Consider the following 26,986-nt stretch of genomic DNA (forward strand, 5'->3'; position numbering starts at 1 on the left):
TGAGTGGTTTTACCAACGAATGCGTTTGCGGTAGCGGTAGCGCAGCCAGATCGCCAGCGCATTCATGGCCAGCGTGATGCACATCAGCACCACACCGGCGGCGGCGGCCAGTTCGTGAAACGCCGGTTGCGGGCGCGAAACCCAGTTGAACATCTGGATCGGCATCACGGTGAAGGGGTCGAACAGCCACGCGAACGAGACGAAGGGGAAAACGTCGGTGATGGGCGCGGGCGGCAAAAAGGCGATGAAGGTCAAAGCGCCGATGACGATCAGGGGCGCGGTCTCGCCCACGGCGGTGGCGGTGCCGATGATCACGCCGGTGAGGATGCCGCCCTTGGAGTAGGGCAGCAGGTGGTCGCGCGTGGCTTGGCCCTTAGTGGCGCCGAGCGCGTAGGCGGCTTCGTGGATGGATTGCGGAATCGAGCGGATGGCCTCGCGTGTGTTCATGATCACCACCGGCAGGATCATCAGCGCCATGGTCAGTCCGGCGGTGAGCACGCTCTCCCCCAGGCCCCAGGTGTGCACGAACAGGCTCAGCGCCAGCAGCCCGTAGATGATGGGCGGCACACCGGCCAGGTTGGTGATGTTGATTTCGATCAAATCCATCAGCCAGTTGCGCTTGGCATAGATTTCCAAGTAGATGCCGGCCGCCACGCCCACCGGAACTGCTGCCAAGATGGTGACCGAAATCACCAACAGCGAGCCCACCCATGCCGACAAGATGCCCGAGCGCTCCGCCATGCGCGAGGGAAAAGAGGTGAAAAAATCTGGGGTGATGCGGTGGTAGCCGTCCACCACCATGGAAAGAATCAAAGCCAGCAGCACCAGCACGCAAAACAGCATGGCCGCGAGCGCGGTTAAGGCAAAGATGTGATCCCAGCGCTTGTGCGCCACGATCATGGCGCGCACGGCTTGGATTTGTGGATCGGGTCGGCTCATGATCAATAGCTCTCGCGGTAGCGGCGCCGCATGAAGTGGCCCAGTATATTGAGCACCAGCGTCATGAGCAGCAGCACCAGCCCGACGGCAAAAATGCTTTGGTAGGCAATGGTGCCATGCGCCACGTCACCGATCGCGACCTGGGCGATGTAGGCGGTGAGGGTGGCGGCGGGCTGGGTCGGGTCCAGCGTCAGGTTGGCTTGTTGGCCCGCGGCAATGGCCACGATCATGGTTTGCCCAAGCGCCACCGACATGGCCAGAATATAGGCCGCCACGATGCCCGAGAGCGCCGCCGGAAACACCACGTACCGAGCGGTTTGCAGCCGCGTGGCCCCCATGGCGTAAGAGCCCTCGCGGATGTCCATGGGCACGGCGCGCATGGCGTCTTCGCTCATTGAGCTCACAAAGGGGACGATGCTGACGCCGATCACCAGACCGGCCGACAACATATTGAAACCGGGCAGACCGGGGATGATCTGTTGCAGCAGTGGCGTAACCAGCAGCAGCGCAAAGTAGCCATAGACCACCGAGGGCACGCTGCTGAGCATTTCGAGTGTCGGTTTAAAAAACTCGCGCACCCGACTCGGGGCAAATTCACCCAAGTAGAGGGCGGCCAAGGTGCCCAAAGGCACCGCCACCAACAAGCCGATCGAGGTCACCACCAAGGTGGCACCCACCAAGGGCATGACGCCGTAGCGCGGGTCGGCAAACAGCGGCGTCCACTGCGTGTCGGTGAGGAATTCGCGCAGCGAAACCTCGCGAAAAAAGCTCATGGATTCGAGCACCAGTATCGAGACCACCGCCAGCGTAATTGCGATGGCCGACATGGCAGACAAAAAAAGCAGGGAATGAACCACGCGCTCCTTGACGTGGCGGGCCGGTTGCGGGCTAAATCGGGAGCGCGTGGGATTCATCGACTATTAAAGTGTGTCAGTGGGATCAAGCCGACTCAAAGCCGGGGCTCACGCCGCATCACGTCTTGGATGCGCACGCCCACCACGGGCTCGCCGGTGGCAAAACGGGTGCCCAAGCGGTTGTCGCGCAGGTGCCCGGCCGCCACGGTGTAGGCCTCGGCAGGCAGCGGCACGAAGCCGACTTCGCGTGACAAACGCGCCCCTTGGGTGAGGAAGAACTCGGCGAACTGGCGCACTTCGGGGCGCTGAAGCGAGCGCTCGGATACGTAGATGAACAGCGGGCGCGCCAGCGGCTGGTAGATGCCGGCGATCACGTTCTCCATGGTCGGGGCCACGGCGGCACCGCCGGTTGCCGGGACGATGCTGACCGAGCGCAGCCGCTCCCGGTTGGCTTCGTAGTAGGCCATGCCGAAGTAGCCCAGCGCACCGCGGTCGCGCGCAATGCCCATGACGGTCACGTTGTCGTCTTCGGTCGCCATGTAGTCGGTGCGGCTCTGGCCGCTGCGGCCCATGATGGCTTCGGTGAAGTAGTCGAAGGTGCCGGAAGCCGAGCCGGGGCCGAACAGCGTCAGGGCCTGGTCGGGGAAGGCGGGGTCAACCTGGCGCCAGTTGGTGATGCGGCCAGTGGCGGTCGGCTCCCAGATGGTGCGCAGTTGCGCCACCGTGAGCTGGCGCGCCCAGGTGTTGTCGCGGTGCACGGCCACGGTGAGGGCGTCAAAGGCCACGGGCAGTTCGATGAAGCGGATGCCGGCGGCGCGGCAGGCCTCGATTTCGGCGGCGCGGGCCGGGCGCGAAGCGCCGGTCACGTCGATTTCGCCACGGCAAAAGCGGGCGAAGCCGCCGCCGGTGCCCGACACGCCGACCGTGACGCGCACGTTGCGGTTGGCTTGTTGAAACTCTTCGGCTACGGCCTCGGAGATCGGGAACACGGTGCTGGAGCCATCGACCCGCACCGTGGCGGTTTGGGCCCAAGCGGGTGTCAGGGCTGTGACGCCGCCCAACAGAGCTGCCGTGGACAGCGCCAAAAAGGCACGTTTGCTTTGCATGTGAATCTCCAAAATGAAAAAATCGATTGAGCCGCATTCAGCCCGCCGACGGCTTGCAAGGGACTGACCCGCGTATCATGGCTGGGGATTGTGAAAATTCGGTGACATTTCCGAGTGTGGCAAGCAATCGCTAGGGGGTATCTGGCTTGCTGTTGGGGTGGTCTGTGGTGGGACAATCCAGCCCATGTCCGATACGCCCGATCCAATCGATGCGCCCCGCGCGCGCCTGCAAACCCTGCGCGCTTTGTTGCAGCGGCACGCGCACCTCTACCATGTGCTGGATGCGCCCGAGGTGCCCGATGCCCAGTACGACGCCTGGTGGCAAGAGCTGTTGCAACTCGAGGCCTTGCACCCCGAATGGGTGGCGCCCGATTCGCCCAGCCAGCGCGTGGGGGCGCCGCTGCGTGAGGGTTTTGCGCCGGTTGCGCACCGGGTGCCGATGCTCAGCATCCGCACCGAAACCGATACCCAGCCCAGCGGGGCCTTGGCTTTTGATGCGCGCCTGCGCAAAGAACTCGGCCTGTCGCCCACCGACCCCGAGCTGGCCTACCTGGCCGAGCCCAAGTTTGACGGGCTGGCCATCAACCTGCGCTACGCGGCGGGCCTGTTGGTGCAGGCCGCCACCCGCGGCGATGGCGCTACGGGCGAGGACGTGACGCACAGCGTGCGCACCATCGGCGCGATTCCCTTGCGGCTCGATGAGCGCGTGCGCCCAGCCCCGGCGCTGCTGGAGGTGCGCGGCGAGGTGTTCATGCGCCGCGACGACTTTGAGGCGCTTAACGAGCGCCAGCGCCAGCGCATCGCCGCCGGAGCCAAGGGCGAAAAAACCTTTGTCAACCCGCGCAATGCGGCGGCCGGGGCGGTGCGCCAGCTCGATCCCGCCATCACGGCCGAGCGGCGCCTGAGTTTTTTTGCCTACGGTTGGGGTGAAATTCGCATGCTTGCCGATGCCGCTGCGCCCAGCGCTGCAACGGCGGACGGCGTGCCCATGGCGCCCCCTTTTGCCAGCCAGCACGAGGGCTTGCTGGCCCTGCGCGACTGGGGGGTGCCGGTTTGCGATCTGGTGCAGCGCTGCTATGGGGCGCTCGAACTGGTGCAGTACCACCAACGCATCGGGGCCTTGCGCGACAGCCTGCCGTTTGACATCGACGGCGTGGTCTACAAGCTCGATCGCCTTGAGTGGCAGCAGCGGCTGGGCTTTGTGACGCGCGAGCCGCGCTGGGCCTTGGCGCACAAATACCCGGCGCAAGAGCAGAGCACGCAGGTGCTGGCGATCGAGGTGCAGGTGGGGCGCACCGGCAAGCTCACGCCAGTGGCCCGGCTGGCGCCGGTGTTCGTGGGCGGCGTGACCGTCACCAACGCCACCTTGCACAATGCCGAGGAGGTGCTGCGCAAAGACGTGCGCGTGGGCGACACTGTGGTCGTGCGCCGCGCCGGCGACGTGATTCCCGAAGTGGTGGGGGTGGTGCCAGATTTGGGTTCGAGCGGCGCCGCGCGCGGCCCGGCGTGGCAGATGCCGCTGGCCTGCCCGGTGTGCGGCTCCGCCTTGCTGCGCGAGCCCGACTCGCCTGAGCAGCGCTGCGGCGCCGGCTTGAGTTGCCCGGCCCAGCGCAAGCAGGCGCTGTGGCACGCCGTCAGCCGGCGCGCGCTGAACATCGAAGGCTTGGGCGACAGGCTGATCGAGCAACTGGTGGATTCGGGCAAGGTGCGCAGCCTGCCCGATCTGTACCGCCTAAACGCGCACGAGCTGGCCGGGCTCGAGCGCATGGCCGACAAATCGGCGCTCAATTTGATGCAGGCCATCGAGGCCTCCAAGCGCACCACCTTGGCCCGCTTGCTGTATGCGCTGGGCATGCGCCACGTAGGCGAGCGCACCGCCAAAGACCTGGCGCAGCACTTTGGCAGCTTGCAGCGCTTGCAGCAGGCCAGCGAGGAAGAGTTGCTGCAAGTGCCCGATGTGGGGCCGGTGGTGGCGCAAAGCGTGCACGATTTTTTTCGCCAACCCGCGCACCTCGAGCTGCTGGCGCAACTGCGCCAAGGCGGCGTGCACTGGAGCGAAGGCGAAGGCGAAGGCGAGGGCGCGCCTGCGCTACCCCTAGCCGGCAAAACGCTGGTGCTCACCGGCACCCTGCCCACGCTCTCGCGCGAGGCGGCGCAGGCGCTGATCGAGGCCGCCGGCGGCAAGGTGAGCGGCTCGGTGAGCAAGAAAACGGCCTACGTGGTGGCGGGCAGCGAGGCCGGCTCCAAGCTGGAGCGGGCGCGCGAACTCGGGCTGCCGGTGCTAGACGAAGCGGGACTGCGCGCGCTGCTTAAAGCGGAGGCGGATTAAAGCTGGGCCACCGAGCCAGCGCCGGGCCGCCCCAAGCTGGCGAGAGCCCCCTCGGGGGGCAGCGCAGGCGCGCAGCGCCAAGCGTGGGGGCCACCGAGCCAGCGCCGGGCCGCCCCAAGCTGGCGAGAGCCCCCTCGGGGGGCAGCGCAGGCGCGCAAGCGCCAAGCGTGGGGGGCATCCGCTCTAGTCTGACTCGAGAGCATGCAGCAGGTCGTGGTTTAGCTGCGCCTGCGCCCGCACCAGATGCAGGTGTGGGCCGCGAATCAGAAAGGTGTCCTCGACGCGCTCGCCCAGCGTGCTGATCTTGGCCAGTTGCACATCCACCTGGTGCTGCGCCAGCACGCGCGCCATGGCGTACAGCAGCCCGATGCGGTCGCTGGCCGACACGGTGAGCAGCCAGCGCTGGCCCTTTTCGTCGGGTTGCAGGCCCACGCGCGGCAGAATCGGAAAGCTTTTCACGCGGCGCGACAAGCGTCCCTTGCTGGGCGCGGGCAAAGGGCCGCCTTGTTGCAGCGTCAGCGGCAGGTCGTTCTCCACCTGCGCGATCCACTCGCGATGCTGCTCCGGCATGCTGGCCGGCAACACCTGAAAGGTATCGAGCGCAAAACCATCGAGGGTGGTGTGGATTTTGGCGTCTTGGATGCTAAAACCACCGCGATCAAAATACGCGCAGGCGCGCACGAACAATTCGGCGTGGTCGGCGGTGTGGATCAAGACCTGCAACCCTTCCCCCACGGGCGATTGGCGGGCGCGCACCAAGGGGCTGGGCGGTGCCTCGCGCAGAAACGCAGCCCCCGGGGCCGATTCGCGCTCATGCAGCGCTTTGCTGATCTGGCGCGTGTGCCAGGCGATTTCGTCGGCCGAGTGGCGCATGAAGTAGCCCACGTCGAGCTGCTGCCACAGGCGCTGGTGCGCCTGCTGCGGCAGCGCGTGCAGCGCCAGCCGGGCCAGCGCCTCGCGTTTGCGGGCTTCGATCTCGGCCGCCGGGTCGGGGGCGGCGCCACCGAGCACGCGCACGGTGGCGTGGTACAGGTCTTCGAGCAGCTTGCCCTTCCAGGCGTTCCAGACCTTGGGGCTGGTGCCGCGGATGTCGGCCACCGTGAGCAGGTACAGGCCGGTCAGGCGGCGTTCGTTGCCGACCCGGCGCGCAAAGGCGGCGATCACGTCGGGGTCGGACAAGTCCTCTTTTTGCGCCACCCGGCTCATGCTCAGGTGCTCGGTCACCAAGAAGTGGATCAGATCGGCGTCGGCGCGCTCGATGCCGTGCTGGCGCGCAAAGCTGGCCACCTCGCGCGCACCGACCTCGGAGTGGTCGCCCCCCCGGCCCTTGCCGATGTCATGAAACAGCGCCGCCACATAAAGCAGCCACGGTTTGTCCCAGCCTGCGGCCAGGCGCGCGCAAAAGGGGTATTCGTGCGCATGCTCGGGGATGAAAAACCGGCGCATATTGCGCAGCACCATCAGAATGTGCTGATCGACCGTGTAGACGTGGAACAAGTCGTGCTGCATCTGCCCGACGGTGCTGCGAAAGGCCCACAGGTAGCGCCCCAGCACCGAGGTCTGGTTCATGAGCCTGAAGGCGTGCGTGATGCCGCTGGGCTGCTGCAAAATGCGCATGAAGGTGGCGCGGTTGCGCGGGTCGCGTCGGAAGGCGGCGTTCATCAGCCCGCGCGCGTTGTAGAGCGCACGCAGGGTGCGCGCCGACAGCCCGGTGATGCCGGGCGCGGTCTGGTGCAGCAAGAAGGTTTCCAGTATGGCTTGCGGGTGCTGCCAGTACAGGTCGTCGCTGGCGATTTCGAGCATGCCGTCTTTGTCGAAAAAATGCTCGGTGAGGGCGCGCAGGGGCGGCGCGTTGCCGCGCTGGTCGGTGTCGATGCGCTCTTGGATGTTGAGCAACAGCACCTCGTTGAGCTGCGTCACGGCCTTGGCGGCCCAGTAGTAGCGCCGCATCAGGGCTTCGCTGGCGCGGCGTGCGCCACGGGCGTGCAGGGCTTTGGGGCTTTGTGCCTCATCGCCCTCGAGCTGGGCGCGGTAGCCAAAGGCCTGCGCCAGCGCCGATTGCAAATCGAACACCAGCCGGTCTTCGCGCCGCCCGGCCAGCACGTGCAGCCGGGCCCGAATCAGGCTCAGCAGCGCCTCGTTGGCCTTGAGCTGGCGCCCCTCCAGCGCCGTGGCCAAGCCGCGTTGCACCAGTTCGTCCCACGAGTGGCCCAAACCGGCGGCCTTGGCCAGCCAAAGGATGGTGTGCAGGTCGCGCAAGCCCCCGGGCGACTCCTTGCAGTTGGGCTCCAGCGCGTAGGGCGTGTTTTCGTATTTCTGATGGCGCTGGCGCTGCTCCAGCAGCTTGGCCTGCATGAAGGCGCGCGCATCGAGTGCGTCGAGCAGCGCGCAGACCAGCGACTCGAAGGGCTTGCGGGCCCCGGCCAGCCAGCGGCTTTCCAGCAAGGCGGTCTGCACCGTGACGTCGGCCGCGGCCTCGTGCAGGCACTGCGCCTGCGTGCGCACGCTCGAGCCAATGGTGAGCCCCACGTCCCAGCAGGCGCCGATAAAGCCCTCCAGCGCCACCTTGACGGCCGGTTGGGCCTCCAGATCCAGCGCCTCGGGCAGCAGCAGCAGCACGTCGATATCGGAATGCGGAAACAGCTCGACCCGTCCGTAGCCCCCCACCGCCACCAGCGTGCAGCCCGGCGGCAGCGCGGCCTGGCGCCAGAGCTGGCGCAACACCTCGTCGGCCAAACGCGCCAGCCGCCGCAGGGGGGCGTGGATGCCGCGCGCCGTGCCTTCCCAGTGGCCGATGCTCGCCAATAGGGCTGCCCGGTCGTCTTGGTAGCGCTGGCGCAGAGCGGAAAGCGGGGCTGCTGGGGCGGGTATGGCCTGCATGGAGGGGGTGTGCATGCAAAAAAGGGGCTGCAGCAGCTTGTGGGCGCCAGCCGCTCGGCCCGGGATCAGGCCTGCCGGCCTGCGTTGGCGCTTGGCGGTGGCGGCGAACCGGCCGAGAGCGTCAGAATTTCGAAACCGCTTTCGGTGCACAGCACGGTGTGCTCCCATTGCGCCGAGAGCGAGCGATCTTTGGTGGCGATGGTCCAGCCGTCGCCCATTTCGCGGATCTCGCGCCGCCCTTGGTTGATCATGGGCTCGATGGTGAAGGTCATGCCGGCTTGCAGCGCCATGCCGGTGCCGGGGCGGCCATAGTGCAGCACCTGCGGCTCCTCGTGAAACTGCTGCCCGATGCCGTGGCCGCAGAACTCGCGCACCACCGAATAGCCGGCGGCCTCGGCGTGCTGCTGGATGGCGTGCCCGATGTCGCCCAAGCGCGCCCCCGGGCGCACGCGCTCGATGCCTTTGTACATCGCTTCGTAGGTGATGGTGCACAGGCGCAGCGCCGCCGGGGCTGTGGCGCCGACCACGAACATGCGGCTGGTGTCGCCGTGCCAGCCGTCTTTGATCACGGTGACGTCGATGTTGACGATATCGCCGCGCTTGAGCGGCTTGTCGTTGGGGATGCCGTGGCAGATCACCTGGTTGACCGAGGTGCAGATGCTCTTGGGGTAGGGCGCATAACCGCCGGGCGCGTAGTTGAGCGGGGCCGGAATGGCCTGCTGCACCCCGACGATGTAGTCGTGCGCCAGCCGGTCGAGCTCGTTGGTGCTGACGCCGGCCTGCACGAACGGGCCCAGATAGTCCAGCACTTCGCTGGCTAGGCGCCCGGCGCGGCGCATGCCTTCGATGCCTGCTGCGTCCTTGATGGTGACGGTCATGTGAAAAATGAAATCCGCAAAGATGGCCTGCCCGACAGGGGGTCGAACCTGTGACCTACGGCTTAGAAGGCCGCTTCGGGCATGTACAGAAAAAAGGGCAGTGGAAAAACGCGATGATACATGGTGGGTGCGGGTGCGCCGCCGGGGGGCACGCCGATGTGTCGGCGACCTTCGATCGCAAAAGCGACGCCGAGGCCTACGAGCGCCGAAGGCCTCGCCGCGCTGTGGGCATAAAACGCTGCGCTGGACGCGCAAGCGGCGCGGCTGGCGGGGCAAATGTCCGATGCGGCCACACCGATGCGGCGATAGAGCGATGCAGGTACACTGGCAACTTCTTCTCTACGCACGAGCCCTTCCTGATGCCTAAGACCACACTGGTATTCGCCGTCCTGCTGATCGCCCTTGGGGTGGTTGCCTTCGGGATCTCCTCGAACCGCACCGCCCTGCTGCCAGCCTACCTAGGCGCTGCGCTTGCAGTGTTGGGTGGTCTCTCGCTGGCCTTCGCAGGCGCCCGCAAGCACCTGATGCACGTGGCCACGGTGGTGGCGTTGCTCGGGGCACTCGCACCGGCAGCGGTGCTGCTGATCCGCGCCGCGCAGATGAGCCCGCTCGCGCTGTGGGTCAACATCGGCATGCTGGCACTGTCTGGGGGGCTGCTCGTGCTGATGCTGCGCTCCTTCATCGCCGCCCGTCGAAGGGCATAGGAAATTCAACCGGTTCCCTACGTGCTGGCTTGGCCTGATCAGGCTGCTGCGCGTCCCCGCATCTCGATATGAAATCCCGCTGCCGCTGCCCTATTCACCAGCGCATCTAGGCCGAACAAGTTGATCTTGCCGCGCATCAGGTCGGGGATGCGCGGCTGAGTTACGCCGAAGAGCTGGGCGGCTTGCATTTGGCTCATTTGGGTGTGGATGAGGTGGTTGTTCAGCTCCATCATCAGGGCGGATCGCAGAAGGGGCTAATAATTGCCCCAAAATTGCCGATCAGCGACATTGGAAAAATGCGCTAACCTGTTAATTTTATGGCCTGCCCGACAGGGGTCGAACCTGTGACCTACGGCTTAGAAGGCCGTTGCTCTATCCAGCTGAGCTACGGGCAGAGAAGGGTACCGCAATGGTAAAGAGAATGCCGCAAGCCGTGAGGCCGCAGGATCTCAGGACGAATTGGGCCTGATTTTAGCAGTGCGCTGCAAGAAATCGGTGAACGCAGCCGCTGGCATGGGGCGCGCGTAGTGATAGCCTTGGGCTTCGTCGCAGCCCAAAGCGGCAATGCGCTCGGCCACCGCCGCCGTTTCCACCCCTTCGGCGACCGTGCGCAGCCCCAGACTGGCGGCCATTTGAATGATGGCACGCACGATGGCGGCGTCGTCTGGGTCGGTGAGCAGGTCGCGCACAAAAGTCTGATCGATCTTGAGTTTATCCACCTCGAAGCGCTTCAGGTACGAGAGGCTCGAGTAGCCGGTGCCAAAATCGTCGATCGCCAGCTTGACCCCCATGCGTTTGAGCCGGCGCACCAGGTCGAGCATGGCATGGGTGTTGTGCAGCAGCAGCGATTCGGTGAGTTCCAGCTCCAGCTGGTGCGCGGGCAAGCCGCTGTGTTGCAGCGCCCGGCGCAGCGTGTCCTCGAGGTCGCCGCGCTTGAACTGCACCGCCGACAAATTGACGGCCAGCAGCAGCGGCGGGTGGCCGGCGTCGAGCCAGGTGCGGCCCTGGCGGCAGACTTCTTCGATCACCCACGCGCCGATGGGAACGATCAGCCCGCTTTCTTCGGCCACCGGGATGAAGCGCGCTGGCGCGATCAGCCCTTGCTCAGGGTGCTGCCAGCGCAGCAGCGCCTCGGCCCCGACCAAGGCGCCGCTGCGCAGATCGAACTGGGGCTGGTAGTGCAGTTGCAATTCGCCTTGTTCGAGCGCCCGGCGCAGGCCGCTGCGCAACCGCAAGTGCTCGCCCGCCTGCTGGCCCATGTCTTCGTTGAAGAAGTGGTGGCTGTTGCGGCCCGACTCTTTGGCCCGGTACATGGCCATATCGGCCTTGCGCAGCAGGGTGTCGAAGTCGCGCCCGTCGTTGGGAAAGAGCGCCACCCCGATCGAAAAACTCAGCACCAATTCGTGCGGGTCGAGCACAAAGGGGGCTTGCATGCAGGCCGTGATTTTGCCCAGCACTGCCAAGGTGGCGTGCTGATCGCCTAGGTGGGTCAAAAGGACGATGAACTCGTCGCCCCCTTGGCGGCTCAGGGTGTCGGTGTCGCGCAGGCAGCCGAGCAAGCGCTGGGTGACTTGCTGCAGCAGCACATCGCCCGTGGCGTGGCCGAGGGTGTCGTTGATGTGCTTGAAATTGTCTAGGTCGAGGCAGAGCAGGGCGAGGTGCTGGTGTTCACGCTCGGCATGCGCCAGCGCCAGTTGCAGCCGGTCTTGCAGCAGCAAGCGGTTGGGCAGCCCGGTGAGGGCGTCGTGGTAGGCCAAAAAGTGGGCGCGCCGCTCCAGTTCGGCGTGGGCGTTGGCCAACTCGTGCTCCACCGCCTTGCGCTGGCTGATGTCGTCGCTGATCCAGATCGTGATTTTTTCTTCACCGGCCTGCGGCAGCGCGCGCGCCAGGTGCCGAAACCACACCAAGGAGCCATCGCGGCGGCGGTTGCGCCATTCGATGTCGATGCGCTCGCCGGCGGCCAAGCGGGATCCGATGGCCAGCCCGAAATGCTGGTAGTCGTCGGGGGAGCTGAAAAAAACCTCGGCGCTGTTGCCGAGCAATTCACCCGGGGCATAGCCCAGCAGGTCCTCGAAGCGCGGGTTGCAGTGCTGGATCAGGCCGTCGCAGGTAAACAAAATGCCGACGCTGGCGTTTTCCAGTATGGCTTGTTGCTGCAGCAGCAGGCGGCGCAACTGCGATTCAGAGCGCTTGCGCTCCCCGATGTCCTCAAGGATCCAGATCGTGCCGTCGGCGCTGTTGGCTGGGTTGATGGGTTTGGCGCGCAGGTGGCAATGCACGGCGCTGCCATCGCGCTTGCGCATCAGGCGCTCTTGCTCGAACAATTGCCCAGCGCCCAGCAGATGCGAGGCCTGCTGCCCCATGTCGGCGTAATCGGATTCGGAAAAATACAGCACCGAGGCCGGTTGGCCGATCAGTTCACCCTGCGGCCAGCCAAAAAGCTCGGCCGCGCGCGGGTTGCAATGCTCCACCACGCGCCGGCGTGTGAGCAGGATGCCGACCCAGGCATTTTGTAAGATGGCTTGGTATTCAAGCTCGAGTTGGCTGGGGGCAGAGGCGTTCAAGATAGAGTTCGCTGCGTAGACATCGCTGTCTTTGTTTGGATAACGAACCGATTTTATTATAGAAATCAAATGGCTGCACGAAGGCCACGGGCAAAGTGGTCTGCCATGCGTTGCCGCGCTTGCTCGGCGTCGCGCGCCAGCAACGCTGCCATGAGCGCGCGGTGCTCGTGCAGCGATTGCTGCAAGCGCCCCTGGCGCAGCAGCGAACCGTGGCGGTTGAGCTTCATGACCTTGCGCAAGTCGGCCACCACCTGCATGCGCCAGCGGTTGCCCGCCAGTTGCAGCAATTGCAGGTGGAAGGCTTCGTTGGCGGCCAGAAAGCGCTCTGGGCGGGCATCGGAGCTGGCCTCGGTGGTGGGAACGGCGCTGGGGTTGGCAGCTGGGCCGGTGCTGGCCGGGGTGGCGGATTCGGGTTCGGCCGCTCCCTGGGCCGCTGCTTCGAGCTGCTGGTGCAGGTGTTGCAACTGCTGCATCTGCTCGGGGCTGGCGTGGCGGCAGGCGGCGGCAGCGGCGTCGGACTCCAGCAGCGCCAGCAGCTCATAGACTTCGCGCAAGTCTTGCTCCGAGACTTCGGTCACGTAGGCGCCACGGCGCAGCTTCATGGTCACCAGCCCCTCTGCCGCCAGCACCTTGAGCGCTTCGCGCAGGGGGGTGCGGCTGATGCCGAGTTCGGCGGCGATTTTGAGTTCGTCGATCCAACTGCCCGGCACCAGCTCGCGCTTGAAAATGCGTTGGCGCAGGCGCTCGGCAACCTCCTGGTAGAGGGCGCGCGGGCTCAAGGGGGTGGTAGGTGGCATGGGTAAATTGTAGCCCCGCACGCAAAATTTTGAATCAATAATTACGAATGCGGTAAAATCCGGCCACATGTTGCACGCCCTCCTGGGCGTTGAGAGAGGTTCCCATGTCGAGTCCCGAGCCCAGTTCCGCGTCTGGTACGCAGATGCAACCCGAATTCAAAACCGCCACGCTGGCCGACTGGCGCGCGGCGGCCACCCAGTCGCTCAAAGGCGCGGCGCCCGAGTCGCTCAATTGGCGCACGCCCGAGGGCATCGTGATCAAGCCGCTCTACACCGCGGCCGATTTGCAGGGCCTGCCCCACACCGACACGCTGCCCGGCTTCGAGCCCTTCATCCGCGGCCCGCAGGCGACCATGTACGCGGTGCGGCCCTGGACCATCCGCCAGTACGCCGGTTTTTCGACCGCCGAAGAATCCAACGCCTTTTACCGCCAGGCGCTGGCGGCGGGCGGGCAGGGCGTCTCGGTGGCTTTCGATCTGGCCACGCACCGCGGCTACGACTCCGACCATCCGCGCGTGTTTGGCGACGTCGGCAAGGCCGGGGTGGCGATCGACAGCGTGGAGGACATGAAAATCCTTTTCGACGGCATCGACCTCGGGCGCGTGAGCGTGAGCATGACCATGAACGGTGCCGTGCTGCCGGTGCTGGCCGGCTACGTGGTGGCGGCCGAGGAGCAGGGGGTGGCGCAGGCGGCCTTGAGCGGCACCATCCAGAACGACATCCTCAAAGAATTCATGGTGCGCAACACCTACATCTACCCGCCCGAGCCCTCGATGCGCATCATCGGCGACATCATCGAGTACACGGCGCAGCAGATGCCCAAGTTCAACTCGATCAGCATCAGCGGCTACCACTTGCAAGAGGCCGGTGCCAACCAGGCGCTGGAATTGGCCTTCACCTTGGCCGATGGCCGCGAGTACGTGAAAACCGCCCTGGCCAAGGGCATGGATGTGGACGAGTTTGCGGGCCGCCTGAGCTTTTTTTGGGCGGTGGGGATGAATTTTTATCTCGAAATCGCCAAAATGCGCGCCGCGCGCCTGCTCTGGTGCCGCATCATGAAGGGCTTTGGGGCCAAGAAAGACAAGAGCCTGATGCTGCGCACGCACAGCCAGACCAGCGGCTGGAGCCTGACCGAGCAAGACCCCTACAACAACGTGGTGCGCACCACAATCGAGGCCATGGCGGCGGTGTTTGGCGGCACGCAGAGTTTGCACACCAACTCGTTCGACGAAGCGATTGCGCTGCCGACCGAGTTTTCCTCGCGCATTGCGCGCAACACCCAGCTCATCATCCAGGAAGAAACCCACATCACCAATGTGGTGGACCCGTGGGCCGGCAGCTACCTGATGGAGCGCCTGACGCAGGACATGGCGGACCAGGCCTGGGCCCTGATCGAGGAAGTCGATGCCCTGGGGGGCATGACGCGCGCCGTCGATTCGGGCTGGGCCAAGCTCAAGATCGAAGCCAGCGCAGCCGAAAAGCAGGCGCGCATCGACAGCGGGCGCGATGTGATCGTGGGCGTGAACAAATACAAGCTGGCGCAAGAAGACGCGATCGACACGCTGGAGGTGGACAACCACAAGGTGCGCGAGCAGCAGGTGGCGCGCTTGCGCTCGCTGCGCGCCAACCGCGACAGCGCAGCGGTGCAGGCCGCGCTGGCCGACCTCACGGCGGCGGCACAATCCGGGCAGGGCAATTTGCTGGCGCTCTCGATTCGCGCCATGCGCCTGCGCGCCACGGTGGGCGAGGTGTCGGACGCGCTGGAGCAGGTTTTTGGGCGCCATCGCGCCGACACACAAAAGGTGACCGGGGTGTATGCCGCCGCTTACGACAGTGCCCAGGGCTGGGCCGCCTTGCAGCAGGAAATCGCCGACTTTGCCCAGGCGCAGGGGCGCCAGCCGCGCGTGCTGATCGCCAAGCTCGGCCAAGACGGGCACGACCGCGGCGCCAAGGTGGTGGCCACGGCCTTTGCCGACCTCGGCTTCGACGTCGATATCGGGCCGCTGTTCCAGACCCCCGAAGAATGCGCCCGCCAGGCGATCGAAAACGATGTGCACGCGGTGGGCATCAGCACGCTGGCGGCCGGCCACAAGACGCTGGTGCCGGCCATCATCGAAGCATTGAAGCGCCAGGGGGCGGATGACATCATCGTCTTCGTCGGCGGCGTGATCCCGCGCCAGGATTACGAATTTCTCTACCAGGCCGGCGTCAAAGGCATCTACGGCCCCGGCACCCCAATCCCGGCCAGCGCCAAAGATGTGCTGGAGCAGATCAAGAAGGCGCTGGGGTGAAGCTGGGCTTGCAGGAAGCTAAAATGGTAGCTATCATCGATAGATACCCAGAAGGAGCCGCCATGAACACGCCCGCACACACCGCCAAGGTTTTCACCACGGGGCGCAGCCAAGCGGTGCGTCTGCCCAAGGCGTTCCGCTTTGACACCGACGAGGTGACGATCGAGAAAGTGGGCTCTGCCGTGATCCTTCGCCCCAAGCACGAGGACGACGCCGTGTGGGCGGCGCGGGTGCAGTCGCTCCTAGCGGGGTTCGAGGGCATGCCTGACGAGATCGAGCGCGACCGCCAGCCCGCTGTCGATGACATCGAGAGCCTGGATTGATGGACGCCTTGTACCTGCTCGACACCAACATGGTGATCTACTTGCAGCGCGGTGTGCCCGGTGTGCAGGAGCGGCTGGCGGCGGCCGGCCGACAGCGGGTGGCCTTGCCCGCGCTGGTGGTGGCCGAGCTGGCCTATGGTGTAGAAAAAAGCACACAGCAGGCCCGCAACCGCGCCCGGCTGGAGCAACTGCTGCTGGAAATGACCGTGTTGCCTTGGACGCACAGCGCCATGTGGCACTACGCAAGGCATTTTCATGCCCTGCGCCAGAGTGGTCAGCCCATAGGGCATATGGATTTGCTGATTGCCGCCCAAGCGCTGGCCGAAAACGCCACGCTGGTCACCCACAACACGCGCGAGTTCGAGCGCATCGAGGGCTTGAAACTGGAGAACTGGGTCAGCGCATGATTGACGCCCTCTTGCACGGAACCGCCATGGCCCAGCGCCGCGCCCTGGCCAAGGCCATCACCTTGCTGGAATCGACCCGCCCCGATCACCGCGCCCAGGCCGATGAGTTGCTCACGGCCCTGCTGCCGCACACGGGCAAGGCGTTCAGGCTGGGCATCAGCGGCGTGCCGGGCGTGGGCAAGAGCACCTTCATCGAGGCGCTGGGGCTGCACCTGATTGGCCTAGGGCAGCGCGTGGCGGTGCTGGCGGTGGACCCGTCGAGCAGCGTCTCTGGCGGCTCGATCCTGGGCGACAAGACCCGCATGGAGCGCCTGAGCAACCACGAGCGCGCCTACATCCGCCCCAGCCCCAGCAGCGGCAGCTTGGGTGGGGTGGCCGAGAAAACGCGCGAGACCATTTTGCTGTGCGAAGCGGCGGGCTTTGACGTGGTGATCGTCGAAACCGTGGGCGTGGGCCAGAGCGAGATCGCCGTGGCCAATATGACCGACCTGTTTTGCCTGCTGCAACTGCCCAATGCCGGCGACGAGCTGCAAGCCATCAAGCGCGGCGTGATGGAGCGCGCCGACCTGGTGCTGATCAACAAAGCCGACCTCGACCCCGCCGCCGCAACCCGTGCCCGGGCGCAAATCTCGGCTGCGCTGCGGCTGCTGGGCTGGAATGAGCGCGCGGGGGCGCAGGAAGCCCCGCACTGGCACCCGCAGGTGCTGGAGCTGAGCGCCCTGCGCGCCCAAGGGCTGGAGGCGTTCTGGGCCGCCGTGAGCGAATTTCGGCGCCTGCAAAGCGCCGACGGGCGCTTGGCGGCGCGGCGCCAGCAGCAAGCGCTGGCCTGGATGTGGGAGCGGGTGCAGGCCGGCTTGCAACAGGCCTTGCGCCACAATCCCGCGGTGCAGCGCATCCTCGAACCCACCACCCGCGCCGTGGCCGACGGCAGCTTGGCCGCCTCGGTGGCGGCGCGTCGGCTGTTGGCGGCGCATCTGGGCAACCTTAGCAACTGAGAGACCTATGCAAGACATCCTCGATCAATTGGAACAAAAGCGCGCCGCCGCCCGGCTGGGTGGGGGGCAAAAGCGCATCGACGCGCAACACGCCAAAGGCAAGTTGACGGCGCGCGAACGCCTCGAGATCCTGCTCGACGAAGGCACTTTCGAAGAGTGGGACCTGTTCGTCGAACACCGCTGCACCGACTTTGGCATGGCCGAACAGCGCGTACCGGGCGACGGCGTGGTCACCGGCTACGGCATGATCAATGGCCGCTTGGTGTTCGTTTTCAGCCAGGATTTCACCGTTTTTGGCGGGGCCTTGAGCGAGGCGCACGCCGAGAAAATCTGCAAGGTGATGGACCAAGCCATGAAGGTGGGGGCGCCGGTGATCGGCCTCAACGATTCGGGCGGGGCGCGCATACAAGAGGGTGTGGCCTCATTGGGAGGCTACGCCGAGGTGTTTCAGCGCAACGTGCTGGCCAGCGGCGTGATTCCGCAGATCAGCCTGATCATGGGGCCTTGCGCGGGTGGCGCGGTCTATTCCCCGGCCATGACCGACTTCATTGTGATGGTCAAGGATTCGAGCTATATGTTCGTCACCGGCCCCGAGGTGGTGAAAACCGTGACGCACGAGGAAGTGACGGCCGAAGAATTGGGCGGCGCCGTGACCCACACCTCGCGCAGCGGGGTGGCCGATCTGGCTTGCAACGACGACGTGCAGGCGCTGCTGCTGCTGCGCCGCCTCTACAACTACCTGCCGCTCAACAACCGCGAAAAAGCGCCCCGGCGCCCCAGCGGCGACCCGATCGGGCGCGTCGAGCGCAGCCTCGACACGCTGGTGCCCGACAACCCGAACAAAGCCTACGACATGAAGGAGCTGATCGTCAAAACGGTGGATGACGGCGACTTTTTCGAGCTGCAGCCCGACTACGCCAAAAACATTCTGGTGGGCTTTGCCCGCCTCGATGGCCAGACGGTGGGCATCGTGGCCAACCAGCCGCTGGTGCTGGCGGGCTGCCTGGACATCAAGAGCAGCATCAAGGCGGCGCGCTTCGTGCGCTTTTGCGACGCCTTCAACATCCCAGTCATCACCTTCGTCGATGTGCCCGGCTTCATGCCCGGCACCAGCCAAGAATACGGCGGCATCATCAAGCACGGGGCCAAGCTGCTCTACGCCTACGCCGAGGCCACGGTGCCCAAGATCACCGTGATCACGCGCAAGGCCTACGGCGGCGCCTACGACGTGATGGCCTCCAAGCACCTGCGCGGCGACGTGAACCTGGCCTGGCCCAACGCCGAGATCGCCGTCATGGGCGCCAAGGGCGCGGTGGAGATCATCTTTCGCGAAGAGAAGAAAGACCCCGCCAAGCTGGCCGAGCGCGAGGCCGAATACAAACGCCGCTTCGCCAACCCCTTCGTGGCGGCCGAGCGCGGCTACATCGACGACGTGATCTTGCCGCACGAAACGCGCCAGCGCCTGTGCCGCTCGCTGGTCATGCTCAAAGACAAAAAAATCGAAAACCCGTGGCGCAAGCACGGCAATATTCCGCTCTGAGGCGCGGCGGCGATGTTTTTTGAGCTAGCCCATTCCCAGCACGCGCAGCAGCGCGCGCCCGATGGCGTCCAGATCGTTGGGGCTCAAGCGCCCGATGCGGCGCTGCAGGCGGGTTTTGTCCACACAGCGGATGTGTTCGATGCGCGCCTTGGAGCTGCTGCCCGCCGAGGGCACGGCAACCAGCAGGGGAAAGCGCGGCGCCTCGGGGGTGGAAGTCAGGGGTACGACGGCGACGGTGCGGCGGCTGCGGTTGATGACGCTGGCCGAGAGCAGCACGCAGGGCCGGGTTTTGGCGATTTCGCTGCCGCGCACCGGATCGAGCTCGACCCAGCACACCGCGCCGCGTTCGAGCGCGTCGTCGCTCGTCACCGGCGGCCTTCGGGCTGGACCGCTGGGGTGTCGAGTTCGGCCTGGGCGGCGCCAAACTCGCGCTCGAAGCTGGCCCGATCAAAGTCGGGGTCTGCCAGTTCGACCGCTGGCGTGAGCCCACTGCGCACCCATTCCTCGCCCTCACGCGCCAAAACGGGGTGCGTGGCTTCGATGCGATTCATGTATTCGCAGGCCGCCAGCAGTTGCGCCTCCTCACGGTCCAGCGCCTGGCGCACCAGATCGACCAAAAACTGGTTGCGCTGCCGTGGCGCAACCGCCTGCGCCAGCCGGGCGGCGAGTTCATCGGGCAGGCGCAGCAGCACCTGCTTGGGGTGGTGGCTTGGAGTGCTTAGCATAAGCCAATGTTATCAAGATAACAATTTGTACGCAAGAGGTGTCAACCGTGTTTAAAAAAATCCTGATCGCCAATCGAGGCGAGATCGCCTGCCGCGTCATTGCGACTGCGCGCAAAATGGGCATCGCCACGGTGGCGGTGTATTCCGAGGCCGACCGCGAGGCGCGCCACGTCAAGCTGGCCGACGAGGCCGTGCTGCTGGGCCCGGCGCCGAGCCGCGAGTCGTATCTGGTGGCCGACAAGCTCATCGCCGCGGCCAAGGCCACGGGGGCGCAGGCGATACACCCCGGCTATGGCTTTTTGAGCGAAAACGAAAACTTTGCGCGCCGCTGCGAGGCCGAGGGCATCGTTTTCATCGGCCCCAAGGCGCACAGCATCGCCGCCATGGGCGACAAGATCGCCTCCAAAAAGCTGGCGCAGGCGGCCGGCGTGAGCACCATCCCCGGTTACAACGACGTCATCGAGAGCGCGGCGCAGGCGGTGCAGATCGCGCGCGGCATTGGCTATCCGGTCATGATCAAGGCCAGCGCCGGCGGCGGCGGCAAGGGGCTGCGCGTGGCCTACTCCGACCAGGAGGCGCAAGAAGGCTTTGTGGCCTGCCAGAACGAGGCGCGCAACAGCTTTGGCGACGACCGCGTCTTCATCGAAAAATTCGTGCAAGAGCCGCGCCACATCGAAATCCAGGTGCTGGGCGACGCGCACGGCCACGTGATCTACCTCGGCGAGCGCGAATGTTCGATCCAGCGCCGGCACCAGAAAGTGATCGAGGAGGCGCCTTCGCCCTTCATCAGCGAGGCCACGCGCCGCGCCATGGGCGAGCAGGCGGTGGCGCTGGCGCAGGCGGTGCAGTACCAGAGCGCGGGCACGGTGGAGTTCGTGGTGGGCAAGGAGCAGGATTTTTATTTCCTCGAAATGAACACCCGCTTGCAGGTGGAGCACCCGGTGACGGAGTGCATCACCGGGCTCGATCTGGTGGAGCTGATGATCCGCGTCGCCGCCGGCGAGCCGCTGCCCCTGACGCAAGCGCAGGTGCAGCGCCAGGGCTGGGCGATCGAGTGCCGCATCAACGCCGAAGACCCGTTTCGCAACTTCTTGCCCTCGACCGGGCGGCTGGTGCGCTTCACCCCGCCCGAGCAGACGCTGTTTGCGGCGGGGCCCGCACAAACCGCTGGCTCCGAGCCCACAGCCGGGCAAGAGCCAGCGGCCTTTGGCGGCGTGCGCGTCGATACCGGGGTGTTCGAGGGCGGCGAAATCCCCATGCACTACGACTCGATGATCGCCAAGCTGATCGTGCACGGCCGCGACCGCGCCGACGCGATTGCGCGCATGCGCGAGGCGCTCAACGGCTTCGTGATACGCGGCATCAGCAGCAACATCCCGTTTCAGTCGGCCTTGCTGGCGCACCCGGATTTCGTCTCGGGGCAGTTCAACACCGGCTTCATCGCGCAGCATTACGCGCACGGCTTTCGCGCCGAAGACGTGCCGCACCCGGACCCGGATTTTCTGGTGGCGCTGGCCGCCTTCGTGCGCCGCAAGAGCCGCGAGCGCGCGACCGGGATTTCGGGCCAGTTGCCCGGCTATGGCGTAAAGGTGGGGCAAGATTACGTGGTCATCAGCCTGGCGGCCGATGGCGCGCACCGCTACACCCCAGTGCACGTGGACGAGTGCGTGGGCGAAACCGGCTACGCCTCGGTGCATGTGGGGCCGCAGCACTACCAGATCCACTCGCCCTCGCGCCTGAACGACATCGTCGTCAGTGGCCAGTGCAACCGCCAGCCCTTCACGGCGCAGATCGAGCGCGGCGCCCCGAACAACCCGCTGGCGCTGGTGCTGCAGCACAACGGCACGCGCTTGCAGGCGATGGTGGTGTCGCCGCGCATGGCCGAGCTGCACCGGCTCATGCCCTTCAAGCAGCCGCCCGACATGAGCCGCTTCGTGCTCTCGCCCATGCCGGGGCTGCTGGTGGACGTGGCGGTGCAGCCGGGCCAGAAGGTGCAGGCGGGCGAGCGGGTGGCAGTGATCGAGGCCATGAAAATGGAAAACGTACTGTTTGCCGCCGCCGACGGCGTGGTGGCCAAGGTGCTGGCGGCCAAGGGCGAGAGCCTGGTGGTGGATCAGCCGATCGTGGAGTTCGAGAAATGAGCCCCCACGCTACACCGCTGCGCGGTTCGCTGCCCCCCGAGGGGGCTGATCCGGCTTGGGGCGGCCCGGCGCCGGAGTCGAGCCCCCACGCTTCACCGCTGCGCGGCTCGCTGCCCCCCGAGGGGGCTGTTCCGGCTTGGGGCGGCCCGGCGCCGGAACTGAGCCCCCACGCTACGCTGCCCCCCGAGGGGGCTGTTCCGGCTTGGGGCGGCCCGGCGCCGGAACCGAGCCCCCACGCTTCGCTGCCCACCGAGGGCCGCCCCTTCAAGGTGCTGGGCGTGCAGCAGATCGCCATCGGCGCGCCCGACAAGCAGCGCCTGCACACCCTGTGGGTGCAACTGCTGGGCCTGCCGGTTACGGGCCACTTTCGCAGCGAGCGCGAGAACGTAGAGGAAGACATCTGCACCATCGGCCACGGGGCGCACGCGGTGGAAGTCGATCTGATGCAGCCCATCGACGCGCAGGCCAAACCGGCGGTGCACAGCACGCCGCTGAACCACATCGGGCTGTGGGTGGACGATTTGCCGCGCGCCGTCGAGTGGCTCACGGCGCAGGGCGTGCGTTTTGCCCCCGGTGGCATACGCAAAGGCGCGGCCGGCTTCGACATCTGCTTTATGCACCCCAAGGCCAGTGCCGAGTTCCCATTTTCCGGCGAAGGCGTGCTGATCGAGCTGGTGCAGGCGCCGCCGGAGGTGATTGCGGCGCTGGCTTGAGGTAAAACCCGGCCTAGTCAAAAACCGCTGCGGCTGCCAAACTATGCCCATTTCGCATTCCACGGGATTTACATGAACGGCTTTACGGTTTCGCGCTTTCCCGCTGCGCTGCGGGCCTTGACCTTGCTTGTGAGCGCGCTGCTGTTGACGGCTTGCGCCAGCGTCAACCTCGGGGTGTCGGTGCCCCTGGGGCGCGGCGCCTCGGTGGGGGTGGGTGTGGGCAGCGACGGGCGGGTGGGCGTCGGAGTAGGGGTTTCCGTGGGGGTGGGCAGTGTCAACGTGGGCACCAGCGGTCAGCTTCCTGTCAAGCAATCGTCCGACACTGCACCCCAAAATTAGGTTGACTGGCTGTTATTGCGCTCATTCAGGGTGACACCAAGCCCCCTGAGGGACGGTGTCCGGCAGCACCCCAAGATCCAGGAGACAAGCACAAATTTTTCCCTAAAGCCCGCTAACGGTGGCACAATAGTAGGCTGCACAGGTCAAATTTGGCCTGTGTCGCATCCGCCAACCGGTGCAGCCGTGTCGCGGAAGGTTTTCAACCCACTTGTGTTTCCTGCAGGGAAACCGAAGGCGAGCGATCTCATGAATCAGACCTCTGGCGTCTACCAAGCCTACCAAGGCAATTCGTACCTGTTCGGCGGCAACGCGCCCTATGTCGAGGAGATGTACGAAAACTACCTCGCCGACCCGACCTCGGTGCCCGACTCGTGGCGCGGCTACTTCGACGCCCTCCAGCACGTCCCCGCCCTTGATGGCACCGATGCACGCGACGTGCCGCACCTGCCGGTCATCAACGCCTTTGCCGAGCGTGCCAAGCAGGGTGTGACGCAGGTGGTGGTGGCCTCGGCGGCCAACCCCGAGCTGGCGCGCAAGCAGGTGTTTTCGCAGCAGCTCATCGCCGCCTACCGCAACGTCGGGCAGCGCTGGGCCGACCTCGATCCGCTCAAGCGCGCCGAGCGCGAAGCCATCCCCGACCTCGACCCGGCCTTTTACGGCTTCACCGACGCCGACCAGGAAACGGTTTTTAGCACCAACAACACCTTTTTCCGGCGCGAGACCATGCCGCTGCGCGAGCTGCTCAACGCGCTGCGCGAAACCTACTGCGGCTCCATCGGGGCCGAGTTCATGTACCTCACCGACCAGACGCAAAAGCGCTGGTGGCAAGAGCGGCTCGAAGGCATCCGCAGCAAGCCCAATTTCAGCGTGGCCGAGAAAAAACACATCCTAGATCGGCTCACCGCCGCCGAAGGCCTTGAGCGCTTTCTGCACACCAAATACGTGGGCCAAAAGCGCTTCTCGCTCGAAGGCGGCGAGAGCTTCATCGTGGCCATCGACCGGGTGATCCAGCAGGCCGGCGCCAAGGGCGTACAAGAGATCGTGATCGGCATGGCGCACCGCGGCCGCCTGAATGTGCTGGTCAACACCCTGGGCAAAATGCCCAAGGATTTGTTTGCCGAATTCGACCACACCGCCCCCGAAGACCTGCCCGCGGGCGACGTGAAGTACCACCAGGGCTTCAGCTCCGACGTCTCCACCCCCGGCGGCCCGGTGCACCTGAGCCTGGCTTTCAATCCCTCGCACCTAGAAATCGTCAACCCAGTGGTGGAGGGTTCGGTGCGCGCGCGCATGGACCGCCGCGGCGACACCAAGGGCCAGCAAGTGTTGCCCATCCTGGTGCATGGCGACGCCGCCATCGCCGGCCAGGGCGTGGTGCAAGAGACGCTGGCGCTGGCGCAAACGCGCGGCTACTCCACCGGCGGCACGGTGCACATCGTCATCAACAACCAGATCGGCTTTACCACCTCCGACCCGCGCGACGCCCGCTCGACCCTGTACTGCACCGACATCGTCAAAATGATCGAAGCGCCGGTGCTGCACGTCAACGGCGACGACCCGGAAGCGGTGGCGCTGGCGGCGCAACTAGCGATCGAATACCGCATGACCTTCTCCAAGGATGTGGTGATCGACATCGTTTGCTTTCGCAAGCTTGGCCACAACGAGCAAGACACCCCGTCGCTCACGCAGCCGCTGATGTACAAAAAGATTGCGCAGCACCCCGGCACGCGCAAGCTCTACGCCGACAAGCTTGCGACGCAAGGGCTGGGCGAGACGCTGGGCGACGACATGTTCAAAGCCTATCGGGCCGCGCTCGACGAAGGCCGGCACACGGTGGACCCGGTGCTGACCAACTTCAAGAGCAAGTTCGCGGTGGATTGGGCCCCCTTCTTGGGCAAAAAGTGGAGCGATGCAGCCGACACCGCCATTCCGCTGTCCGAGTGGAAGCGCTTGGCCGAGCGCATCACCACCCTGCCCGCCAGCGTGACGCCACACCAGCTGGTGAAAAAAGTCTATGCCGACCGCGCCGACATGGGGCGCGGCGAGCTCAACGTCGATTGGGGCATGGGCGAGCACATGGCTTTTGCGTCGCTGGTGGCCAGCGGCTACGCCGTGCGCCTGTCGGGCGAAGACTGCGGCCGCGGCACCTTCACGCACCGCCATGCCGTGATCCACGACCAGAACCGCGAAAAGTGGGATGTGGGCACCTACATTCCGCTCCAAAACGTGGCCGACAACCAGGCTCCGTTCGTGGTCATCGACTCCATCTTGTCCGAAGAGGCGGTGCTGGGCTTCGAGTACGGCTACGCCTCCAACGACCCCAACACGCTGGTGATCTGGGAGGCGCAGTTTGGCGATTTCGTCAACGGCGCCCAAGTGGTGATCGACCAGTTCATTGCCTCGGGCGAAGTGAAGTGGGGTCGCGTCAACGGCATCACCCTGATGCTGCCGCACGGCTACGAAGGCCAGGGGCCCGAGCACAGCTCGGCGCGCGTGGAGCGCTTTTTGCAACTGGCGGCCGACACCAATATGCAACTGGTGCAGCCCACCACGGCGAGCCAGATTTTCCACGTGCTGCGGCGCCAAATGGTGCGCCCGCTGCGCAAGCCGCTGGTGATCTTCACCCCCAAGAGCCTGCTGCGCAACAAAGACGCCACCTCGCCCCTGAGCGAGTTCACCAAGGGCGGCTTCCAGACCGTGATTCCGGAGCACAGCACCGAGGTGCACAAGCATGCCAGCGCCGTCAAGCGCGTGGTGGCCTGCTCGGGCAAGGTCTATTACGACCTAGTAAAAAAGCGCGAAGAAAAGGGCGCGCACGACGTGGCCATCATCCGCGTCGAGCAGCTCTACCCCTTCCCGCACAAGGCGTTTGCAACCGAACTCAAGCGCTATCCGAACGCAACCGAGATCGTTTGGTGCCAAGATGAACCGCAAAACCAAGGGGCTTGGTTCTTCGTGCAGCACAACATCCACGACAACATGCTCGAAGGCCAGCGCCTGGGCTATGCCGGCCGCGCCGCTTCCGCCTCGCCGGCGGTGGGTTATGCGCACCTGCACCAAGATCAGCAAAAAACCCTGATCGAAGCCGCTTTTGGCAAGCTCAAAGGTTTCATCCTAAGCAAATAAACCCTGAAATTACGCAATTCAGGTCCAGCCCTTACGCATTCAAGGATAGCAATCATCATGGCACTCGTAGAAGTCAAAGTCCCGCAGTTGTCGGAATCCGTGGCCGAAGCCACCCTGTTGCAGTGGAAGAAGAAGGTGGGCGAGGCGGTGACCGCCGACCAGATCCTGATCGAAGTCGAGACCGACAAGGTGGTGCTCGAAGTCCCGGCACCGGTTTCCGGGGTGTTGGCCGAGATCGTCGTCGCCGATGGCGCCACGGTGCTGGCCGAGCAGCTCATCGCGCGCATCGACACCGATGGCAAAGTGGGCACTGCCGTGGCCCCCATCACCGCCACCAGCCTGGCCAGCGTCGCAGCCGCAGCGGCCCCTGCAGCCACCAGTGCCTCCAAGGCCCAAGTGGCCATGCCCGCCGCCGCCAAGCTGCTGGCCGAGCACCAGCTGACCGCCGCCAGCGTGAGCGGCAGCGGCAAAGACGGCCGCGTGCTCAAGGGCGATGTGCTGGCGGCCGTGGCCGCTGCTGCCGCCGCACCCAAGGCAGCCGTCCCGGCCGCAACCATCCCCACCGGCGTGCCCACCCAGGCCCTGCCGCAGGTGGCCGCGCCCAGCCTTGATCTGGGCCAGCGCCCCGAGCAGCGCGTGCCCATGAGCCGGCTGCGCGCCCGTGTGGCCGAGCGGCTGCTGCAATCGCAAGCCAGCAACGCCATCCTGACCACCTTCAACGAGGTCAATATGGCGCCGGTGATGGAAATGCGCAAGCGCTTCCAGGAGCGTTTCGAGAAAGAGCACGGCGTCAAGCTCGGTTTCATGAGCTTCTTCGTCAAGGCGGCGGTGCATGCGCTGAAAAAATTCCCGGTCGTCAACGCCTCGGTCGATGGCAATGACATCGTCTATCACGGCTATTTCGACATCGGCATCGCAGTCGGCTCGCCGCGCGGGCTGGTGGTGCCCATCATCCGCAACGCCGACCAGCTCGGCTTTGCCGAGATCGAGAAAAAGATCGCCGAATTTGGCCAAAAAGCCCAGGCCGGCAAGCTCGGCATCGAGGAAATGAGCGGCGGCACCTTCTCCATCTCCAACGGTGGCACCTTCGGCTCCATGCTCTCGACCCCGATCATCAACCCACCGCAGTCGGCCATTCTGGGCGTGCACGCCACCAAAGACCGCGCCGTGGTGGAAAACGGCCAGATCGTGATCCGCCCGATCAACTACCTCGCGCTGAGCTACGACCACCGCATCATCGACGGCCGCGAAGCCGTGTTGAGCCTGGTGGCGATGAAAGAGGCGCTCGAAGACCCGTCGCGCCTGCTGTTCAACCTCTGAGACCAAAGCGCCCTA

General features: G+C 65.5%; 21 protein-coding genes, 2 tRNA genes and 1 pseudogene. 12 read left to right on the forward strand and 12 right to left on the reverse strand.

The window, feature by feature from the left end; all coding sequences use genetic code 11:
* Positions 1-9: 9 nt before the first annotated feature.
* From pstA to SRAA_RS04805, 3 genes are read right to left on the reverse strand one after another with little or no spacing between them, the layout of a single operon-like run.
* Entirely contained in the window at positions 10-939 is a 930-nt protein-coding gene (gene pstA, locus SRAA_RS04795; protein ID WP_045531245.1) for a phosphate ABC transporter permease PstA, read from the reverse strand.
* Between the two features lie 2 nt (positions 940-941).
* Positions 942-1,853, reverse strand: a complete 912-nt coding sequence (gene pstC / locus SRAA_RS04800) for a phosphate ABC transporter permease subunit PstC (protein WP_045531246.1) — start codon at positions 1,851-1,853, stop codon at positions 942-944.
* 35 nt (positions 1,854-1,888) lie between these two features.
* Positions 1,889-2,899, reverse strand: a complete 1,011-nt coding sequence (locus SRAA_RS04805; protein ID WP_045531247.1) for a PstS family phosphate ABC transporter substrate-binding protein — start codon at positions 2,897-2,899, stop codon at positions 1,889-1,891.
* A gap of 184 nt (positions 2,900-3,083) precedes the next feature.
* Between SRAA_RS04805 and ligA the strand changes: the two genes are divergently transcribed.
* Entirely contained in the window at positions 3,084-5,228 is a 2,145-nt protein-coding gene (ligA, locus tag SRAA_RS04810; RefSeq protein WP_045531248.1) for an NAD-dependent DNA ligase LigA, read from the forward strand.
* Between the two features lie 183 nt (positions 5,229-5,411).
* Here ligA and SRAA_RS04815 read toward each other — a convergent pair whose 3' ends face one another.
* From SRAA_RS04815 to SRAA_RS12555, 3 genes are all read right to left on the reverse strand, one after another.
* The gene (locus tag SRAA_RS04815) at positions 5,412-8,123 is read right to left on the reverse strand and encodes a [protein-PII] uridylyltransferase (RefSeq protein ID WP_045531249.1); all 2,712 of its coding nucleotides are present in this window, start codon (positions 8,121-8,123) and stop codon (positions 5,412-5,414) included.
* 50 nt (positions 8,124-8,173) lie between these two features.
* Positions 8,174-8,986 carry a type I methionyl aminopeptidase gene (gene map, locus SRAA_RS04820; RefSeq protein ID WP_045531250.1) on the reverse strand — a complete coding sequence of 271 codons (813 nt, stop codon included), beginning with the start codon at positions 8,984-8,986 and terminating at the stop codon, positions 8,174-8,176.
* Between the two features lie 23 nt (positions 8,987-9,009).
* A tRNA-Ser gene (locus tag SRAA_RS12555) sits at positions 9,010-9,087 on the reverse strand.
* Between the two features lie 258 nt (positions 9,088-9,345).
* Here SRAA_RS12555 and SRAA_RS12560 point away from each other — a divergent pair.
* The gene (locus SRAA_RS12560; protein WP_045531251.1) at positions 9,346-9,690 is read left to right on the forward strand and encodes a hypothetical protein; all 345 of its coding nucleotides are present in this window, start codon (positions 9,346-9,348) and stop codon (positions 9,688-9,690) included.
* 38 nt (positions 9,691-9,728) lie between these two features.
* On the opposite strand, the pseudogene SRAA_RS04830 reads toward SRAA_RS12560, so the two are convergent.
* From SRAA_RS04830 to SRAA_RS04845, 4 genes and pseudogenes are all read right to left on the reverse strand, one after another.
* Positions 9,729-9,938, reverse strand: a pseudogene (locus tag SRAA_RS04830) (helix-turn-helix domain-containing protein); the annotation flags it as partial.
* Between the two features lie 70 nt (positions 9,939-10,008).
* A tRNA-Arg gene (locus SRAA_RS04835) sits at positions 10,009-10,085 on the reverse strand.
* A 54-nt stretch (positions 10,086-10,139) separates the two neighbouring features.
* The gene (locus SRAA_RS04840; RefSeq protein ID WP_052467490.1) at positions 10,140-12,254 is read right to left on the reverse strand and encodes a putative bifunctional diguanylate cyclase/phosphodiesterase; all 2,115 of its coding nucleotides are present in this window, start codon (positions 12,252-12,254) and stop codon (positions 10,140-10,142) included.
* A gap of 65 nt (positions 12,255-12,319) precedes the next feature.
* The gene (locus SRAA_RS04845) at positions 12,320-13,051 is read right to left on the reverse strand and encodes a GntR family transcriptional regulator (protein ID WP_045531252.1); all 732 of its coding nucleotides are present in this window, start codon (positions 13,049-13,051) and stop codon (positions 12,320-12,322) included.
* Between the two features lie 143 nt (positions 13,052-13,194).
* Between SRAA_RS04845 and scpA the strand changes: the two genes are divergently transcribed.
* The 5 genes from scpA (at position 13,195) to SRAA_RS04870 (ending at position 18,607) form a co-directional block, all read left to right on the forward strand.
* Complete coding sequence (scpA, locus tag SRAA_RS04850; protein WP_045531253.1) at positions 13,195-15,342, forward strand: methylmalonyl-CoA mutase; 2,148 nt, start codon at positions 13,195-13,197, stop codon at positions 15,340-15,342.
* 62 nt (positions 15,343-15,404) lie between these two features.
* Positions 15,405-15,665: an antitoxin gene (locus SRAA_RS04855; RefSeq protein ID WP_045533299.1), complete on the forward strand. Its 261-nt coding sequence runs from the start codon at positions 15,405-15,407 to the stop codon at positions 15,663-15,665.
* Positions 15,665-16,072, forward strand: coding sequence for a type II toxin-antitoxin system VapC family toxin (locus tag SRAA_RS04860; protein WP_045531255.1), 408 nt, complete (start codon positions 15,665-15,667; stop codon positions 16,070-16,072). The genes SRAA_RS04855 and SRAA_RS04860 overlap by 1 nt, the downstream gene beginning before the upstream one ends.
* The gene (gene meaB, locus SRAA_RS04865) at positions 16,069-17,067 is read left to right on the forward strand and encodes a methylmalonyl Co-A mutase-associated GTPase MeaB (protein WP_045531257.1); all 999 of its coding nucleotides are present in this window, start codon (positions 16,069-16,071) and stop codon (positions 17,065-17,067) included. The genes SRAA_RS04860 and meaB overlap by 4 nt, the downstream gene beginning before the upstream one ends.
* Positions 17,068-17,074: 7 nt before the next feature.
* Positions 17,075-18,607: an acyl-CoA carboxylase subunit beta gene (locus SRAA_RS04870; RefSeq protein ID WP_045531260.1), complete on the forward strand. Its 1,533-nt coding sequence runs from the start codon at positions 17,075-17,077 to the stop codon at positions 18,605-18,607.
* Positions 18,608-18,631: 24 nt separating this feature from the next.
* On the opposite strand, the gene SRAA_RS04875 is transcribed toward SRAA_RS04870, so the two are convergent.
* Positions 18,632-18,976 carry a type II toxin-antitoxin system PemK/MazF family toxin gene (locus SRAA_RS04875; protein WP_045531262.1) on the reverse strand — a complete coding sequence of 115 codons (345 nt, stop codon included), beginning with the start codon at positions 18,974-18,976 and terminating at the stop codon, positions 18,632-18,634.
* A complete protein-coding gene (locus tag SRAA_RS04880) occupies positions 18,973-19,332 on the reverse strand; it encodes a hypothetical protein (RefSeq protein WP_045531264.1) in 360 nt (119 codons plus the stop codon). The genes SRAA_RS04875 and SRAA_RS04880 overlap by 4 nt, the downstream gene beginning before the upstream one ends.
* Positions 19,333-19,379: 47 nt before the next feature.
* Here SRAA_RS04880 and SRAA_RS04885 point away from each other — a divergent pair, with 47 nt between their 5' ends.
* From SRAA_RS04885 to odhB, 5 genes are all read left to right on the forward strand, one after another.
* The gene (locus SRAA_RS04885) at positions 19,380-21,473 is read left to right on the forward strand and encodes an acetyl-CoA carboxylase biotin carboxylase subunit (protein ID WP_045531266.1); all 2,094 of its coding nucleotides are present in this window, start codon (positions 19,380-19,382) and stop codon (positions 21,471-21,473) included.
* A gap of 242 nt (positions 21,474-21,715) precedes the next feature.
* Positions 21,716-22,186: a VOC family protein gene (locus tag SRAA_RS04890; RefSeq protein WP_045533301.1), complete on the forward strand. Its 471-nt coding sequence runs from the start codon at positions 21,716-21,718 to the stop codon at positions 22,184-22,186.
* 72 nt (positions 22,187-22,258) lie between these two features.
* Positions 22,259-22,525 carry a hypothetical protein gene (locus SRAA_RS12595; protein ID WP_029461766.1) on the forward strand — a complete coding sequence of 89 codons (267 nt, stop codon included), beginning with the start codon at positions 22,259-22,261 and terminating at the stop codon, positions 22,523-22,525.
* A 246-nt stretch (positions 22,526-22,771) separates the two neighbouring features.
* Positions 22,772-25,651, forward strand: a complete 2,880-nt coding sequence (locus SRAA_RS04900) for a 2-oxoglutarate dehydrogenase E1 component (RefSeq protein WP_045531268.1) — start codon at positions 22,772-22,774, stop codon at positions 25,649-25,651.
* 57 nt (positions 25,652-25,708) lie between these two features.
* Positions 25,709-26,971: a 2-oxoglutarate dehydrogenase complex dihydrolipoyllysine-residue succinyltransferase gene (gene odhB / locus SRAA_RS04905; RefSeq protein WP_045531270.1), complete on the forward strand. Its 1,263-nt coding sequence runs from the start codon at positions 25,709-25,711 to the stop codon at positions 26,969-26,971.
* The last annotated feature ends 15 nt before the right edge of the window (positions 26,972-26,986 follow it).

This window comes from Serpentinimonas raichei (assembly GCF_000828895.1).
Taxonomy (GTDB): domain Bacteria; phylum Pseudomonadota; class Gammaproteobacteria; order Burkholderiales; family Burkholderiaceae_C; genus Serpentinimonas; species Serpentinimonas raichei.